The organism is Haloarcula sp. CBA1131 (genome assembly GCF_008728975.1).
Taxonomy (GTDB): domain Archaea; phylum Halobacteriota; class Halobacteria; order Halobacteriales; family Haloarculaceae; genus Haloarcula; species Haloarcula hispanica.
Genome location: NZ_RPCY01000004.1, coordinates 480,713 through 497,383, shown reverse-complemented (window position 1 = coordinate 497,383; position 16,671 = coordinate 480,713). Strand labels below are relative to the sequence as shown.

General features: G+C 59.7%; 13 protein-coding genes. 5 read left to right on the top strand and 8 right to left on the bottom strand.

Annotated elements, in window-relative coordinates; genetic code table 11:
- Positions 1-28 precede the first annotated feature (28 nt).
- Entirely contained in the window at positions 29-1,576 is a 1,548-nt protein-coding gene (gene nagZ / locus Har1131_RS20020) for a beta-N-acetylhexosaminidase (RefSeq protein WP_175055129.1), read from the top strand.
- A gap of 39 nt (positions 1,577-1,615) precedes the next feature.
- Here the strand turns inward: nagZ and Har1131_RS20015 are convergent, their stop codons facing one another.
- Positions 1,616-2,320 carry a PIG-L deacetylase family protein gene (locus tag Har1131_RS20015; RefSeq protein ID WP_058990903.1) on the bottom strand — a complete coding sequence of 235 codons (705 nt, stop codon included), beginning with the start codon at positions 2,318-2,320 and terminating at the stop codon, positions 1,616-1,618.
- Positions 2,321-2,364: 44 nt separating this feature from the next.
- Positions 2,365-3,582, bottom strand: coding sequence for an aminotransferase class V-fold PLP-dependent enzyme (locus tag Har1131_RS20010; protein ID WP_050007469.1), 1,218 nt, complete (start codon positions 3,580-3,582; stop codon positions 2,365-2,367).
- Positions 3,583-3,713: 131 nt separating this feature from the next.
- Here Har1131_RS20010 and Har1131_RS20005 point away from each other — a divergent pair, with 131 nt between their 5' ends.
- The gene (locus Har1131_RS20005) at positions 3,714-4,844 is read left to right on the top strand and encodes an ABC transporter ATP-binding protein (RefSeq protein WP_151148334.1); all 1,131 of its coding nucleotides are present in this window, start codon (positions 3,714-3,716) and stop codon (positions 4,842-4,844) included.
- Positions 4,845-5,940: 1,096 nt separating this feature from the next.
- Positions 5,941-6,693 (top strand): IclR family transcriptional regulator, encoded by a 753-nt coding sequence (locus Har1131_RS20000; protein WP_014030881.1) that lies wholly within the window; start codon positions 5,941-5,943, stop codon positions 6,691-6,693.
- 274 nt (positions 6,694-6,967) lie between these two features.
- On the opposite strand, the gene Har1131_RS19995 is transcribed toward Har1131_RS20000, so the two are convergent.
- The 5 genes from Har1131_RS19995 to Har1131_RS19975 all read right to left on the bottom strand — a co-directional run bounded on the left by Har1131_RS19995 (position 6,968) and on the right by Har1131_RS19975 (position 14,704).
- Positions 6,968-7,690, bottom strand: a complete 723-nt coding sequence (locus Har1131_RS19995; protein ID WP_014030882.1) for an ABC transporter ATP-binding protein — start codon at positions 7,688-7,690, stop codon at positions 6,968-6,970.
- Positions 7,687-8,451, bottom strand: coding sequence for an ABC transporter ATP-binding protein (locus Har1131_RS19990; protein ID WP_151148332.1), 765 nt, complete (start codon positions 8,449-8,451; stop codon positions 7,687-7,689). The genes Har1131_RS19995 and Har1131_RS19990 overlap by 4 nt, the downstream gene beginning before the upstream one ends.
- Positions 8,444-10,468, bottom strand: a complete 2,025-nt coding sequence (locus Har1131_RS19985; protein WP_014030884.1) for an ABC transporter permease — start codon at positions 10,466-10,468, stop codon at positions 8,444-8,446. The genes Har1131_RS19990 and Har1131_RS19985 overlap by 8 nt, the downstream gene beginning before the upstream one ends.
- Positions 10,469-10,476: 8 nt before the next feature.
- On the bottom strand, positions 10,477-11,724 hold the full coding sequence (locus tag Har1131_RS19980) for an ABC transporter substrate-binding protein (protein ID WP_050036559.1): 1,248 nt from the start codon (positions 11,722-11,724) through the stop codon (positions 10,477-10,479).
- 130 nt (positions 11,725-11,854) lie between these two features.
- On the bottom strand, positions 11,855-14,704 hold the full coding sequence (locus tag Har1131_RS19975; protein WP_151148330.1) for a penicillin acylase family protein: 2,850 nt from the start codon (positions 14,702-14,704) through the stop codon (positions 11,855-11,857).
- 195 nt (positions 14,705-14,899) lie between these two features.
- On the opposite strand from Har1131_RS19975, the gene Har1131_RS19970 reads away from it, so the two are divergent.
- A complete protein-coding gene (locus Har1131_RS19970; protein ID WP_014030887.1) occupies positions 14,900-15,370 on the top strand; it encodes a VOC family protein in 471 nt (156 codons plus the stop codon).
- A gap of 60 nt (positions 15,371-15,430) precedes the next feature.
- On the opposite strand, the gene Har1131_RS19965 is transcribed toward Har1131_RS19970, so the two are convergent.
- Positions 15,431-15,757 (bottom strand): EthD domain-containing protein, encoded by a 327-nt coding sequence (locus Har1131_RS19965; RefSeq protein ID WP_151148327.1) that lies wholly within the window; start codon positions 15,755-15,757, stop codon positions 15,431-15,433.
- A gap of 112 nt (positions 15,758-15,869) precedes the next feature.
- Between Har1131_RS19965 and Har1131_RS19960 the strand changes: the two genes are divergently transcribed.
- Complete coding sequence (locus tag Har1131_RS19960; RefSeq protein ID WP_014030889.1) at positions 15,870-16,640, top strand: IclR family transcriptional regulator; 771 nt, start codon at positions 15,870-15,872, stop codon at positions 16,638-16,640.
- The last annotated feature ends 31 nt before the right edge of the window (positions 16,641-16,671 follow it).

Here is a 16,671-nt window from a genome sequence, read left to right as displayed (position 1 = left end):
TTATATGCAGACTCAGACGGTGGCGAGTATGCCATTAGCACAGAAAGTCGGCCAGTTATTCATGGCTGGCTTTGATGGCACCGAACCGACTGCTGGGATACGGGAACTGATTCGTGAGTACAACCTCGGCAACATCATTTATTTCACCCGAAATATTACGTCGCCCGCGCAGGTGGCAGCCCTCTCGACGGAGTTGCAGTCAGAAGCCACAGCAGTCGGCGCTGGCCTCCCACTGTTCGTCGCCACCGACCAGGAGGGCGGCGTCGTCTCACGCCTCGACTGGGGGACGCAACTGCCGAGTCAGATGCTCATTGGGGCCTGCGATGACGAAGCGATGGCTCGGAAAGCAGGTGCGACCGTCGGACGGGAGCTACGGAGCCTCGGGATCAATCTGAACCTCGCGCCAGTCCTCGACGTTAACAACAACCCGGAGAACCCCGTAATCGGCGTCAGGTCCTTCGGTGAAAATCCCGAGCGTGTGGCCGCGCTGGGCGCAGCCATGGCCCAGGGCCTCCAGTCCGTGGCTGTCGCGGCCTGTGGGAAGCATTTCCCCGGTCATGGCGACACGGCAGTCGATTCACATCTCGACCTGCCGGTGGTCGCCCAGGAGCGTTCCCGACTGGAACGCGTGGAGTTCGCACCGTTCGAAGCGGCGATACAGAGCGGTATCGACGCGATCATGACCACACACGTTGCCTTTCCGGCGATAACAGGTGACGACGAACTACCAGCGACGATATCGTCGGCAGTCCAGACAGCACTGCTTCGAAAGCAATTGGGGTTTGATGGGTTACTCGTCACGGACTGTCTCGAGATGGACGCGATTGCCGAAGGCGTCGGTCCCGCCGAAGGGGCTGTCCGTGCAATCGAGGCCGGGTGTGATATCGTCACTGTTTCACATACGTTCGAGCGACAGCGTGCAGCGATTGAGGCCGTGCTTACCGCCGTCCGAACGGGACGGCTTACCGAGGAGCGAATCGACCGGTCGCTGCAGCGCATCCGGCGTTGTAAACAGCAACGGATGGGTGCATCTGAGACTGCCGAAAAGCCGGAATGGAATCGCTGTGCGCCCGAATCGAAACAGCTTGCAACTGAAATCGCAAACTGTGGGGTAACACTCGTCAGGGACGACAGCGAGACAGTGCCGTTCGATACGTCGCGTCACCTGCATGTGGTCAGCTTTACCGGAACGCGGGGGTCGCCCGCCGAGGACGAGCGCTACGACCCAGAGGCGGTCTCTGCTGCGCTCAGCGAGGTCGGGTTTGAAATCACGACACATACAGTGGCGACCGGTGAGACTGTCGAGATAGCGCCAGAGAACGAGCAGATTGTCGCTGTCAGTTACGATGCCCTGGCAAACGAGTCACAGGCAGCGACGCTCCGGACGCTCATTGCGCACCACGACCAGCTGGCAGTCCTTGCCGTACGGAACCCATACGACCTCTCTGTCTGTCCAGGTGCGGCCACGTTTTTGACGACCTACGGCTACTCACCAGGTGCGATTCAGGCAGCGGCGAAAACACTGGCAGGGACAGTCGACCCAACGGGGACGCTTCCGGTCACGATTCCCGACTGAGGTCGCTTCAACGACAGTGCTCGTGAAACGCCAGCGACCTTATCCGAGAAACTCCTGTGCGGACTCGTGCAGCGGGACGAACCCCTCCGCACTGCGGGCCCCGGCCTGTTTCCCGAACACGAGATTCTCGGCGCGAAGTCCGTCGATGAGGTTGTCGAACTCGGCGTCGATGCCGCCGTGCTCGACGAGGAACTCTACCTGAGACTCGTGTTTCTTGATCGCTATGACCTTCTGTTCCAGGTACCCATCGATATCGATGAACATGGAGGGGGTAAACTCCGATGTCGGCTTGCCGAAGTAGTAGATGTTGTCCGGATCACAGGGTTCGAAATCCGTCTCAACGAGGGGGAGCGAAGCCATGTAGTACGCGTCCGTCACTAACCGTGACGTCGCTCGGTGGTCTGGATGCAGATCGTCTTTGTAGTGCGTGAGGATGATGTCCGGGTTATACTCCCGGATTACATCCACCATCTCTACACGGTTCTCCAGGGAGTAAGTGATCCGCCCGTCTTTGAACTCGAGGAACGCGACTTCCGAGGCGCCTAACACCGCCCCCGAAGCGCGGGCCTCTTGTTCACGGACTCTCCCGACGGCTTCCTGTGAGTCCGTTCGCAGCCCGCCGTACTCTCCCCGAGTCATGTGTACGATACTGACCTCGTCACCGCGTTCAGCGTGCTTTGCTATCGTACCGCCACAGAAGACATCTGCGTCGTCTGGGTGGGCAACTACTACGAGGACGTCCATACTATGCTATGGTATTGTAAGTTATTATTTATATCTTTTCTCTGTTACAGATGTGTGAGCAGGCGGTCGACGACGTACGCAGCACCGTCTTCGTCGAGACACATCGGGTTGAGAACAATCTCGCCCTCGTCGATGCGGTCCTCGCCGACATACACGCGCGGGTCCTCGCGCTGCAGTTCTGACACCAACGCGGCTGCCGAAAGAGTCGATTGGGAGTGAGTTATATCCACAATGATCCGTGGAGCAACACTCTGCTCACCACCAGCAACAACTGTGGTCTCTACGCCCGCTGCCTCAAGTTGGCTCGCCATGTTTTCGGCGAGGTTCTCCCACTCGGCGACAAGCGCTTCCTGATCCTCTTCGATGAATAGTTCTAGCGCGCGAATGAGGCCGACAAGTTCCTCCTTGCCGACCTTGAGCGACCGTCCGATTCCCTGTCTGGGAACCCCATCGAACCGTTCCGTATCGATAAGCGAGCTGGGTGGGTTCCAAACCCGGCGGTCGACGTGCATATCCTGATGCTGCACAGCGATTGAACGGATATACTGACGTTTGCCGGCGATGATACCCGTCGTCTGTGGGCCGCGGATTCCTTTGCCACCGCTGAACACCACCATGTCCGCTCCCTGCTCGACGAAACGAGAGAGGTTCTCAATGGGCGGCACCTCGGCGGCAGCGTCGACAATCACGGGAACATCGTGTCGGTGTGCGATCTCCGAGACCGTCGAGAGGTCCGGCTGTGTGTATGTTTTCTGGACGTACGCGACCCCGGCAGTGTTTTCGTCGATGGCGCTTTCGATTTCCCAGGGTTCCACGTTTGTTGCGCCAGTGCCGAGGTGGTAATCGTTTGTCCCGACATCGACGATGTTTGCGCCAGCCGCTCGCAGTGCGTGGTCGTACCCCGTCCGGTGAGTCCGGGGCATCACGATGTCGTTTGGTGCGTCTGTCGGATGGGGTAACTCCGACATGGTCTCCGGGTCGTCCCCCGCGATTGCGGCAGCCGCGGCCAACAGCAGGCCGGCCTCAGCACCCGGCGAAACGTATCCGGCTTCCGACCCGGCGATCTCAGCGATCTGTTCGGAAGCCTTTGCCTCTAGGTCACTCAGCTGAACGAATTCGTCGGCAGCAGCGCGCATGGCGTCCGCGGCTTCCTCTCGAATGAGGCTGCCGCCAATCCGCGTTTTTGTGCCCGCTGCATTGACGACCGGCGTGACACCCAACTGACGATACACCGACTCTGACTCTGTTGTGAATGGAACCATAGTTGTGCTCTTTTCACTACCGCTAGTCCCGTATACGAACTCAAACCCGCTCCAGGTATATGAAAGGTTCCCATCTATAATCGAAGAACACAAACTATTATATATCTCTGTGGAACAATAACAGGTATCGCATGGCACAGTTAGAGCTCGATAACCTTGTCAAGACGTTCTCCGACGGGAGCGACGAGGTTGTCGCTGTCGATACGGTGAATATGTCGCTAAACGACGGCGAGTTTCTGGTACTGGTCGGCCCGTCCGGCTGTGGAAAATCGACAACCTTGCGGATGGTCGCCGGGCTTGAGACGGTGACTGAGGGCGATATTCTGATCGGAGACGAGTCTGTTATCGGCACCGAGCCCCGTGACCGCGACATCGCGATGGTCTTTCAGAACTACGCGCTCTATCCACATATGACCGCAGAGGAGAACATGTCGTTCGGGTTGAAGATGACGACGGATCTGGATACAGAAACGATTGAACAGCGTGTAACCGAGACAGCCGAGATGATGGGCATCGAGGACTTGCTTGATGATCCGCCAAAGGAGCTATCTGGGGGCCAGCAACAGCGGGTGGCGCTCGGGAGAGCAATCGTTCGGGACCCAGCGGTGTTCTTGATGGACGAGCCACTGAGCAATCTGGATGCCAAACTCCGGACGAAAATGCGGACCGAACTAAAGAGCCTCCAGAACGAACTCGACGTGACAACGATCTACGTTACTCACGACCAGACGGAGGCAATGACGATGGGCGACCGTATCGCTATTCTGGACGACGGCGTGTTACAGCAGGTCGGAACGCCACTGGAGTGTTATCACCGTCCAGCCAATCGGTTTGTCGCCGGGTTCATCGGGTCGCCCTCGATGAACTTCATTCCTGCCGCTGTCGAGGACGGGTCGCTAGTGCACCAGGAGTTTACCTACGGGCTGTCCGCTGAAACCACCGCCCAACTCGACGGGTACGAGGAAGTCATCCTCGGTGTCCGGCCTGAAGATATTCAGCTCAACACCGCGACTGGCCCGGAGCAGACCGTTACCGCGACCGTCGACGTCGTCGAGCCACTTGGGGACCTGTTTCATGTGTACGTGACTATCAACGGGCAGCAGTATACGGTCACCGTCGAGGATGGAGCAAACCTCGGGAATGGCGTCACGGTCGGATTGCAGTTCCCAGAGGAGGTCATCCATCTGTTTGATGCGGACTCCGGCACTGCGATCAAGAACAGTGAAACGGAAATCGACGAAGAGAGTCCGGTTGCAGCCTGATTTTTCTCATTCCGCGACGTCCGATAGAACGTGGCTTGAGAATACCCGAGAAGGGTACCAGTGGTAGTGACGGCCGGAAGAATACCAAAGGAGCCACTGGGAGGACCAGCGCGGAACCGACCCATTTTGACGGCTCTGTGAGCAGGGCTTGCTGACGAGATGGTCTGAGACGTGCTTGCTCAGTATTCAATATTTCCGCTCTGCGAGCGGGTGTGGGAGTTCGTTTCGTAATGTGAAATTCATTCACGCAGTCACCAGAAGTAGCTAGCGAGGCGCAGTCACTTGCTATATGAACTGTTGTCGTTGTGAGGGGTCAGTACCGCAACGGCACTGTGTTTCGTAATACGACATCTGCATGGCCTTCAGATAACAGGCGTACAAATATTATCGGAGTGGTCGACTGCTCTACACGTCTCACTAGGCGTCGGGAGCAGAGGGGAGACAGATGCAACCCTGACTGAGATTCAACACCTGTGAACAACCCTCACTGTAGGCCGGATGGTTGCACTGCGCTCTGGAGCGCACATATCTCAGAGATACAGCCATAGGATAACAGGCGTACATCTATTATCTGATTCAGAATCAGCCTGAGAGTTACCGGCCGTAGGTGATAGTGTCGGCGTTGGAGTGCAGACCAGTATCGAGGCGATACGAGAAGCGATTGCGGTTGTGCAAGGAGAGTGCTGAGCACGAACAGGGCGAATCGAAACGGACTGGGAGACCGTGACAGGACTAGTCCCGGTAACGCTGCTATCCTCGCTATGTTCTCATTTGTATTTCGTATGCTGCGGCCGAGTTCAAGCTGATTGAACATCCTGGTGTACAGCAAGTGCCACCGTCCGACATCTGCATCGGCCGGCATTAGAGCACCGGGACACCGCCGCCTTACTCCGTTTCTCAGTGGCAATACAGTGGTCAGTAGGTACGTAAACGGACGGACGGAATTTAGGAGAGTCACTGGATTGCCGAGTTTTGGGTAGTATATCATGGTGCAGTCGTCGCGACGCCACTGGGAATACACCTGATAACACAGTCCCCGGACACAGAGTTCAATCTTGTTGAATAATTTTATAAACAGTTAGCCGAATATACGCGTATGACAGGACAAGGCCCGATAGAGTCCGCCGGGAGGGTGCTGGACATTATTGAAGCACTGAAAACGGAACAGGCACTCGGCGTCACTGAGCTGGCAGAGCGGGTGGAGATGCCCAAGAGCACAGTCCACGTTCATCTCTCGACACTCCAGAGCCGAGGCTACGTCGTCCAGGACCAGAACAAGGCGTATCGGCTGAGCTTGCGGTTTCTGGATATCGGGATGAAAGTCCGCGAGCGGCAGGAGATGTACCAGGAGGTCGCCCCGAAACTGAACGAGATAGCCGACGAAACCGACGAGAAAGCGTGGTGGATCGTCGAAGAGAACGGAAAGGCGGTCTTCCTGGCCAAAGCGCTCGGCAGTCGGGCGATTCAGACAAACTCACAGATCGGCCAGTACACCGAACTGTACAGGCTCGCTGGTGGCATGGCAATCCTCTCAGTGTTGCCGAAACACCGGCGGGAGACAATCCTCGAAAGCTACGACTACCCCCTCCCCGACGGTCGGGAGCGGCAGGAACTCGAAGCAGAACTCGACGAGATTCAGGACCGCGGCGTCGCCTACGGCATCGACCAGTTCCTCGAAGGCGTAGCCGGCGTCGGTGCCCCGCTGGTAGACAACGCCGGCAACACGTACGGTGCCATCAGCGTGTCGGGACCAGCGAACCGGCTGGACTCCGAACGCATCGAAAACGAACTGACCGACCTTATCCGTGGGATCTCCGGCGAGCTACAGGTGAATCTCTCGTATCAGTAGTTCTACTGACTCGAACACCACTGATCTGGGCAAGACACCTGTGAGACCGTTCGAATCCCTTCGGAACAACGCTATAGCACGATAGAAGCCGATTCAATAGAATAGAACTGACCGTGTTATATGTTGACACTCTTGATGTGTTAGCACTCTAGTGGTCGTTACCGCTCGGTGCATGGGGCTCGAACTATGGTCGGTAAGCCCCGTCTCGAACGGGGCCCTGCGCTATACGGCTAGTGACCGGGGATCGGGTCGTGCCCGGCGATTGTCGCCATAGTCAGTCAGTGACACCGACGCCGAGGTGTCTGTCGAGTACGTCCTCGTTGTTCTGGATCTCCGCCGCAGTCCCCTCGTGGACGATCTCGCCCTTTTCGAGGATGTACGTGTACTCCGAGACCGCCAGTGCGACCGGGATGTTCTGCTCGACAACCAGCACCGTGATACCCTGTTCGTTCAGTTCGAGGATAAGGTCCTCTATCTGTCGGACGACATAGGGTGCGAGCCCTTCCGTCGGTTCGTCAAGCAACAACAGATCCGGGTCGGCAGTCAGGGCACGGCCGACCGCGAGCATCTGCTGTTCGCCACCGGAAAGGACCGACCCGTCCTTGTGTTCTCGCTCCGCGAGGTTCTCGAACATATCCAGTACGTCGTCGACTGACGGCCCGTCAGGCGACTCGGCACCGATTTCACCCATTCTGATGTTCTCTCGGACGGTCAACTCGGGGAAGATCCGTCGCTCTTCGGGAACGAACCCGATGCCGCTCCGGATCGTCGCCTCGGAGTTGCGTGTCGTGATGTCCTCGCCGTTGAACGTTATTGACCCACCAGTCGGGGTGATGTTACCGACAATCGACCGTAGCGTCGTCGTCTTGCCGACGCCGTTGCGCCCGACCAGCGACACAACGCTTCCGCGTTCGACATCCATCGAGACGCCCTGTAGCACCTCGGTCATCCCGTACCCGGCCCGGACATCTTCGAGAGAGAGGAGCGGGTCAGTCACTCTCGGACACCACCGAGGTACGCATCGCGGACGTCTTCGTTGTTTGCGATCTCGTCGGGTGTCCCGCTTGCGAGTTCTTCGCCGCGAGTAAGGACAGTAATCCGGTCCGAGACACGCATCACGAGGTCGATATCGTGTTCGATGAGCATCAACGACCGATCCGAGAGGACCTCATCGATGAGGTCCATCGTGGCCTGTGTTTCCTCGCTACTCATTCCGGCGGTCGGTTCGTCGAGCATGACGAGGGCGGGGTCTGTCGCCAGCACGAGCCCCAGTTCGAGTCGTCGCTGATCGCCGTACGCCAGGACCTCCGCGTGCTCGTCAGCCCTGTCTTGGAGCCCGATCTGTTCCAGCACCGTCCCGGTTTGCTCCGTGATCTCGTCGAAGCCGTTCTTGTCACGGAACAGCGCTTCGCTGGGATTGATCTCGTCACTGTGGACGGACTGTGCTGCCAGCCGCACGTTTTCTCGAACGGTGAGACCGCCGAAAACGTTCGTAATCTGGAACGAGCGGCCCAGTCCGCGGCCAACCCGTTCGTGTGGCGCGACGTCAGTGATGTCCTCACCTTTGAACCGCACGACACCCGCTGACGGCGATAGTGCGCCAGTGATGAGATTAAACGTCGTTGTCTTCCCGGCCCCGTTTGGCCCGATAACGCTCCTGAACTCACCGTCCGCAACCGACAGCGACACGTCGTCAACGGCGGTGAGCTTGCCGAACCGCTTCGTCAGTCCGTCCGTTTCGAGTACAGTCTCAGTCATCGCTTCTCACTTCCGGCTCATCCATGTCGACAGGACCGTCCGCGTTGTTGGCCGTCTCCAGCCGTTGTGCGACGAGAGACGGAATCGATACGATACCGCGTGGGACGAACAGCACGAACAGGATAAACATCGTCCCGATGATAAGCCGCCACTGGTCGGTGTACGACGAGAGGAACTCCTCGGCACCGAAGAAGACACCGGAGCCGATCATGGGACCGTACAGTGTCCCCATTCCGCCAAACAGCGCAATGACGATGACTTCACCAGAGTGGATCCAGTTGAGGGTCTGGTCCGGTGAAATGATGACTGTCGACGGACTGATTGCGAGGAGGCCGCCGGCCAGTCCAGCCATTCCGCCGCTGATGACAAACGCCCGGCGCTTGTATCTGTTGACGTCGTACCCGATGAACTCCGCTCGCTCCTCGCTTTCCCGAATCGACTGCAGGACACTGCCAAACGGCGCGTTCATCATGCGCCGAGCGAACAGGAACGACAGCAGGGCGATGAGCAAGGCGAGATAGTAGAACACGAACTGCTGTCCGAGTTCGTAGCCGAGGAGCCCGAACTCGATGTTCGAGAGCGACGCCCCGACAGTACCGAATCCGAGGAACGCTTCGAAGCCGAGCAGGCCGTCGCTCCCACCGGTGAAGTCGAACTTGAACACAGCGCTGTAGAGCAGTTCCGCGAACGCCAGCGTGATCATGGCGAAGTACACGCCGGAGACCCGAATCGAGAGGCTGCCGACGATCCAAGCTAGGACAGCACAGATGAGAATCGCCCCGAGCAACACGACGAAAACCGACTGCGAATAGTGCAACATGACGAGCGCGGCGGTGTACGCACCGACGCCGTAGAACATCGTGTGGCCCAGGGGGACCAGGCCGGCATAGCCCATCACGATATCGAGACTCAGTGCGAAGATAGCCCAGATCAGGATCTCGTTGAGAACGACGAGGTAGTACTGGTCGCCCATGAACAGAATCGCGAGTGGGGCGAGCGCGAGCGCGACAACGGCGATACCGCCGAGCCGTACCCGTGTGCTGTCCGCCAGTACCCCGCCGTACCCCCCGACGAGGATCTCGCCCTCGCTTTCCGACTCGTCACCTCGCGTTCCGAACAGTCCTTGCGGTTTCACGAGCAACACGGCGATCATGAGCAGGTACACAGTCAACCCCTCGAGATTGGGAACGCTCAGCGTGACATCGCCGACCGTTGCCACGACAGACCCACTGTAGGCCCGCATCAGCGTCTGGACGACACCGACGAGCAACCCGCCGAAGACGGCACCCCTGAAGCTACCGAGGCCGCCGAGGACGACGACAACGAACGCCGGGATGATGACGCTGTTCCCCATGCCGGTGTTCACGTTCTGGTAGCCGCCGAGGACGATCCCGGCGACGGCAGCGAGCGCCGCACCGACACCGAAGACCAGCGTGTAGTACTGGTCGATGTCGATACCGACGTTTCGGACCATTTCGCGGTCCTGCGATCCGGCACGAATGATCATCCCGTACTTCGTCCGGTTCAGCAGGTACCACGTCACTACCGCGAGCAGCGCCGCAAAGACGATCATGAAGTAATTGTACACGGACACCTGGACGCCCAGTATGGACACTGGCCGACTCAGATACTCCGGGACAGCTAGCTGTCGTTGCTGTGTCCCCCAGATAAGACGGATACCGTCGTTGATCACGAGCACGAGCCCGAACGTCAGGAGAATGTGATATAACGGGTCTCGACCGTACAGCGGTCGGACAGTCGTTCGCTCGATAGCGGCACCGATGAGGCCGACGGCGACCGGTGCAACCACTATCGCGATCCAGAACCCAGTCCCCGCGCCGAACGGCGCGATGATGCTGAGGGAGAAATACGCACCGAGTGCGAACAGTTCGCCATGGGAGAAGTTGATCACGTCCATCACGCCGAAAATGACCGACAGTCCGGCGGCTAGCAGGACGTAAACCATCCCCAGGGTGAGGCCATTCAGCAGTTGTTCGATGAAGTCGGCAGCAACCATTGTGCTACCTACATCTCACAGCCGAGGTCACTGGCTGGTGGCAGCGTCTCCGAACCCGGGACCTGCTCGAGGAGTTCGACATCCGCTGAACCACCATCGCCTTCGACGAGTTCGGCCATCCACGTCGGATTGGTGGCCTGGTGATCGCTCTCCCGAAGCGTGATATCCCCAAGCACTGTCGTGAACGTGCCACCTTCGAGGGCGTCTCGGACATCCCCGGGTTCGGTGCTCCCGGCTTCGTTCATTCCCTTGGCCATCAGCCGCATCGAGTCGTAGCCGACGCGGGCGAAGTTGCCGGGCTCTCTGTCGTTCTCGCTGGCGTAGGCCTCGACGAATGCCTGATTGTCCCCGGTCTCGAGCGAGGGGTCATACCGAGCGCCGCCGAAGGTGCCGACGCTGTTCGACCCGGTCCCGGCACGGACGCTCTGGAACGTCTGGGTCGGACCGACAACAGCCATCTGGTCGGTGAGGCCCTGATCTGCGGCCTGGTTAGTGAAGTTCACCAGATCACCACCGGTCATCCCCAACACGACCACGTCAGCGTCGGAGTTGCTGATCTGCGTGATGAACGAGCCGTAGTTGCTGGCACCCAACGCCGACGTTGATGTCCCGACCTCGGTGTAGTCGTCACTGGCACTCTCCATTCGTCTGCTCGTGCGGTTGTACACCGAGTCGCCGTACGCGTAGTCCGCGTAGTGGAACCAGACGTTGTTCCCCAGATTGTTGACTGAATACGCCGATATCGCCTCAGCGATCTGTGCAGTGTTCGTTTCAAAGCGGAACACCCATTCGTTGCAGGCAGACCCGGTGATCGGAACCGCTGCGCCGCCTGGGAAGTAGATATGCTCAGATTGCGCGGCAAAGTCGTTCAGCCCGAGCGCAACGGAGCTTGAAATCGCACCGAACACGAACTCTGCCCCCTCTTCCTGAACGACACGCTGGGCCTCGGACTGTGCGGCCCCGGCCTCAGTCTCTGTATCGCCCGTCACCAGCTCGAACTCGAAGTCGTAGTCGTCGTTGTTGTTTATCTCCGTTACAGCGAGTTCAGCGCCAGTACGCTGGCCCGGCCCGAGAGAGCTGAACGGGCCAGTCATTGGATTCAGGCTCGCGACGGTCACCGCCTCCTCGCCACCTGTTGATCCACCTTGGCAGCCGGCGAGGCCAAGCGCGCCGACCGCGCCAGCGGCGGCGATGAACTGTCTCCGTGAACGGTCGATTCCCACACTACTGTCTGGTGAGGTACCTTCGCTCGACATAGGTTCATTATCTATTGTTAAGCAAATCGTATTAAAGCCTTGCCCCCTGTCGGCGTGTCTCGCGCTGTTCGCCGCGTTCGGTAACTCCACTATCGCGTCTCGCGGCTTTTGATCCCCACCGCCGTGGGGGCTAGCTGGTGTTGTCGTCCTGTCTGTACAGCCACGCCAGCGCAGTCCCGAGTACTGCGGTCGCCCCAGTCAGTGCTGTAAAGCCGGGACCACTGGCGGCAGTCCCGGTATTCGTCTCCGTCGCTGTGACCGTGCTCTCTGTCTCGGCAGGAGTTGTCGCCCCACCGGCCACAGTACTCTCGTCTGTCTCAGTGCCCTCACTCGTCGGCGTGTCATCGGTGGCACCGTCAGCCGGGCTTGCTGACCGCGTCAACTCACGGGTTTCAGCCGTTGCGGACTCGATAGCGGCGTCAGCGAACAACAACTGTTTGTACTCGAAGTCCTCGAACATCGCCAGCTGGTCGTCGTAATGTTCGCCGGTAGTGCCGTCTGGAGCGACGTAGCCGTCGTTTCCGGGCGGGAGGATGTTCTCTGCCTGCGGGTCGTCGCTGAGCCGGACGACGTGATTCTCGGTCCCACGGTTCATCAGCGCCGTGTTCCCCGCGGACGTGACGCCGATAGGCATCCCGAACAGCGCGAGGTTGTCGAACTCGTGCAGGGCTGCCTCACGCCGCCAGGACTCCGGGTCGCCGTCGTATCGCTCGGCGAGTTCGCTCACTGCGGTCCGGAACGCCCTGACCAGCGCGTCCGTGATATCTCCATCGGCGTACTCGGCCTGCGTCGGCAGTGCTGTCTCCGCCGGGTTGAGGACCCGCATCAGGGTGCCGCGCCCGTAGTCGTAGTCGAGGAAGTACGATGCCGGTCCGTATGCGCTCCCGAACGTCTCGCTGAAAACCTCTTCCAGAATGTACGGGAACGTCGCATCCCAGATCGTGTAGCCGGCAGAGTGGCGTCCCTCGTTGTCTTCGCCGTCGGCCTGGGCGAAGTGGTCCCACGAAGCCAGTTCGTCGCGGGCTTGCTGTTCGGTGCCGGAGAGGTCTGCGTCCGAAAGCGCGTCGAGCAGATGCTCTCTGTACCGAATCGAACGCAGATCGGTGAAGGAGATATCGTAGATAACGGTCTTCAGGAACTCGTAATCGACTGTCCCCTCCTGTACTAACCGCTGTTCGACCAGATTGATGATCCGCTGCACGCGGTGGTCGGTCGCCCACGAATAGCTCAGGTCGCCGTTGTTCCAGTCCGGTGCGGGTTTGTTGTTCCACTGTGCCGAGTACCCCGGGGCGGGGTTGATCGCGTAGGGCACGTCACCGTCAGCCGCGCGCAGGTAGTCCGCCGACGTGAGTTCGTACTGCGTTCCGTCGGCCGGCAACCGAGTGTCCCAGTCGACTGCTTCGCTGTCCGGATACCGTCCCAAGTGAACATACGCGATGTCGCCGTCCTTGTCTGCCCACATGAAGTTCAGTGCATAGTCACAGCGCTGTGCTGACTCCCGGAACTCCTCGGCGTCCGTCGCGAACTGACACTCGTAGAAGGCCCGCCAGCAGTTCATGTGCCGGCCGGCGTATGACTTCGTCTGCGCCAGCGCTTCCCCGTTGTCGGGGTCCCACTGTGTCACGACACCATGGCGTGTGAACCGTTCAGTATACGTCACGTCCTCGCCGTCGGCGACAGTGATCGTCTGCTCGGCTGTTTCGACCTCGTACTCCTCGCCCTGGAAGGTGTACGTGTCCGGACCCGACGCGTTGGTCGTGATCGACTCCGTGAACATCTGGATGCAGTTGTCGATCCCGGCGGTCGAGGTCAGTGCCCCGTTGCGGTTGTGGCCGAACATGATGAACGGATACCCGGTAACGGTGACACCGGTGACGTCGAAATCCGGCCCGTGCAGGCTCGCCTCGTACATTATCGAGGGCGTGTTGAACCCCATCTGTGGCCCGCCCATCAGTAGCGCATCGCCACTGGCCGTGATATCACCCTGAACAGCGAGGGCGTTGCTGCCGTACTTAATCGGGAGGCCAAGACTGTCGAGTCCGGACGCAAGCGTTCGCATCCGCTCCATCTCTGCCTCGTGCATCCCGTCGGCGTCAGTTGGTGGCGTGTAGTCACCACCGGTGACCAAGTTGCTCGGCGTCACAGACGCGCCGGTTGCCCCGCGCGTCACCCTGTCTGTCTCCTGTCCCCCGGTCACGTTGGGTGTCGACCCTGCCCCGACATCAGTATAGGGAGGGGAGTAGGCATCCGATGGCTGGACTGTCGAGGTCGGGCAGCCGGGGTCGTTACCCCACTGCAGGTCCTCGAAGAGCGCCGTGGCACGCTGTTCGCTCCCGGTTTCCTGCGTGAGTGCGTCGAGGACAGTCGCGCTGAGGGTCTCCAGCTGGAAGCCGCTGAAATATGCCATACTGGCGACGAACATCCCCGCGGTGTCCGCCGTAGTAAACGCCTCGGGCTCGAACCCGTGCTCCTGAAACGCCTGGTGGAATTCCAGGTCCTCACTCTCACGGACGTCGGTAATGTACCGGTTGATGCCGTCGGTAAACGCCTGCAGGACCGCTCGCTGGTCCGCCGTCAACTGTTCAGCGGCCTGCTCGTCGAGCGGTGGCTCGCCGGCGGTGTTGCGCCGCGCCTCGATATCGAACTGGACCCAGTCGGTGTCCCCGTCACCCGAGCCGAGGATCTCTGCGACAGTCCCGTGATAGTACCGCCGGTACAGTTCTAGCTGGTAGAGCCGGTCGGCCGCGGTCGCGTATCCGAACCCATAGAACACCGGGGCACGGCTGTCGGCGTCGCGGGCGTAGACGTGTGGCACGCCGTAGTCGTCTCGTCGTATCGTGACCGTCGCGTCATCGTCCTGTGCGTACGCTAGCTCCGTCTCCACGGCTCCGATACCGGTCATGCCGGTGACCGCCGCGCCCGTCTTCAGGAGCGTTCGTCGTGTGAGGTGCCGCCGCGATTGCTGGTGCTGTGCTGGCATCCCGTAGTCGACAGTCTGGATATTTAATAAATATTTGGGAACATTTCAGACGGAGTCGGGTGTGTCTGTTCGAGTCCGGTATCAGTGGTGCAGGAGTATAGACTATAGCAGGGAGGGGCCGGGTACCCTCCCACCGAGATTGACACTTATCGTCCGACCCAAGCATATAATTGGGAGCCTGACGCAGTCCTCGCCATGTCTCAGGAGACGCCGATCCGTGTCGATCATATCGGAATCGCTGTCGAGGACATCAGTGACGCCGAACCGTTCCTGTTCGCCCTCGGCTGTCGGAAACTCATCGAAGAGTCCGTCGAAGGGCGGTTTCGCTGGGCGCAGTACGATTTCGGTCGGGAGGCGTCGCGGCTGGAACTCATCGCTCCGGAGGCACCGGACACGTTCCTCACGTCGTATCTCGACGACCACGGTCCGGGACTCCACCACGTCACGCTCGAAGTGGCTGCTATTGACGCGATGAAAGCGGTCCTGGAACGCAACGGCTACAGCGTCGTCGAGTACCGCGAGTACCAGGACTGGACCGAGGCGTTTGTCCCACCGTCGAACCCGACCGGGGCGCTCTTTCAATTGTTCGAGTATCACGACAGCTACGACGCTGAGCGGCCGCCCGCCGAGAAACTCTACGTCGATGGAAGCCGACTCGATGGCTGATATCTGCAACGGTTCGCTCTCGGGAAACGGAGTCGAACGGGAACAGCTGGAGCGACGTTATCAGTCGTCTCTTTCGTCGAGCTGGACCGTTTCCTCGACAATCATTCGGGGGCCGGCCTCCAGGTCAATAAACTCAGCCGCGTCAGCCTGGACCATCTCGGCGAGGTCGGAATCAAACGCCTCGCTGAGTGCGTCCATGTCCTCGAAATAGAGCTCAAGCACGCCGTCGTAGGCTGCACGCTCCGGGTCCGTTGGCACGGATGTTACGTAGCGTTGCAGTCCCGGCAGATCCTTCGCCAGCTCCGAGTGATCGCCTTGCCATCGGTCGGCAAACTCCTCGTGAGTGTAGCCATCTCTCCGGACGAGCAAATCGACGATTTTTGTCATGCGTTCCCCGTGTCGCCCCGGAGTGGCTTTTACTTACCGATCAGACAGGGCTGCCACCGATTCAAGCTACTCGAACAAAACACTTGTAAGCCAATTAGTCATGTGTGTACGTATGGCAATCCCGCCCGCTGTCAACAGGCCGGTCGGAACGATTGAGCGAGCGATCGAGATTATAGAGTATCTCAAGGAACACGACACGGCCACCGTGTCGGAGATGACGGCCCACCTCGACTGTGCGAAGAGTACAACGCACAGATACCTGAAGACGCTCGCGGCCAACAGCCTCCTCGTCGAGGACGACAACGAGTATCAGCTCGGTATCCGCTTTCTGGACTACGGCGAAGTGGCGCGGAACAAATACCGGCTCTACGACGAGGCCAAGCCGAGAGTCGACGAACTCGCGGAGGAGACCGAGGAAAAGATCTGGTGTGCGGTCGAAGAACACGGCCGGAGCGTCCACATCTACGGCGCGCAGGGCAAACACTCGGTGCAGACGTACGCCCGGGTCGGCCATCGGAACTATCTCCACCAGCACGCCGCGGGGAAGGCCATACTCGCACACCTTCCGGATAGCCAGATCACGGAGACCATCGACAGGCACGGCCTGCCCGGCCGGACGCCACAGACGATCACCGACAGGGACGAACTCTGGGAGGAAATCGAGACGATACGTGACCGCGGCTACGCGTTCAACTTTCAGGAGTCTGTGGAGGGACTGCACGCGGTCGGGGCCCCCATTACGGACGAAAACGACGTTGCCATCGGGGCGATCAGCGTATCCGGCCCGGCAAGCCGGCTTGAAGGCCCCATTCTCCGGGACGAACTGCCGACGCTGCTACTGGGCGTCGTCAACGAAATCGGGATAAACATGGCCCATCCGTGAGACCACCAGCGCAGTTCTAGCGGGGCAACTG

Bases quoted from the DNA above. Each gene is read 5' to 3' on its own strand.
- Har1131_RS19960 (WP_014030889.1), top strand. From the start codon at position 15,870: ATGGCAATCCCGCCCGCTGTCAACAGGCCGGTCGGAACGATTGAGCGA.
- Har1131_RS19975 (WP_151148330.1), bottom strand. From the start codon at position 14,704: ATGCCAGCACAGCACCAGCAATCGCGGCGGCACCTCACACGACGAACG.
- nagZ (WP_175055129.1), top strand. From the start codon at position 29: ATGCCATTAGCACAGAAAGTCGGCCAGTTATTCATGGCTGGCTTTGAT.
- Har1131_RS20000 (WP_014030881.1), top strand. From the start codon at position 5,941: ATGACAGGACAAGGCCCGATAGAGTCCGCCGGGAGGGTGCTGGACATT.
- Har1131_RS19965 (WP_151148327.1), bottom strand. From the start codon at position 15,757: ATGACAAAAATCGTCGATTTGCTCGTCCGGAGAGATGGCTACACTCAC.
- Har1131_RS19980 (WP_050036559.1), bottom strand. From the start codon at position 11,724: ATGTCGAGCGAAGGTACCTCACCAGACAGTAGTGTGGGAATCGACCGT.
- Har1131_RS20005 (WP_151148334.1), top strand. From the start codon at position 3,714: ATGGCACAGTTAGAGCTCGATAACCTTGTCAAGACGTTCTCCGACGGG.
- Har1131_RS19970 (WP_014030887.1), top strand. From the start codon at position 14,900: ATGTCTCAGGAGACGCCGATCCGTGTCGATCATATCGGAATCGCTGTC.
- Har1131_RS20015 (WP_058990903.1), bottom strand. From the start codon at position 2,320: ATGGACGTCCTCGTAGTAGTTGCCCACCCAGACGACGCAGATGTCTTC.
- Har1131_RS20010 (WP_050007469.1), bottom strand. From the start codon at position 3,582: ATGGTTCCATTCACAACAGAGTCAGAGTCGGTGTATCGTCAGTTGGGT.
- Har1131_RS19985 (WP_014030884.1), bottom strand. From the start codon at position 10,468: ATGGTTGCTGCCGACTTCATCGAACAACTGCTGAATGGCCTCACCCTG.
- Har1131_RS19990 (WP_151148332.1), bottom strand. From the start codon at position 8,451: ATGACTGAGACTGTACTCGAAACGGACGGACTGACGAAGCGGTTCGGC.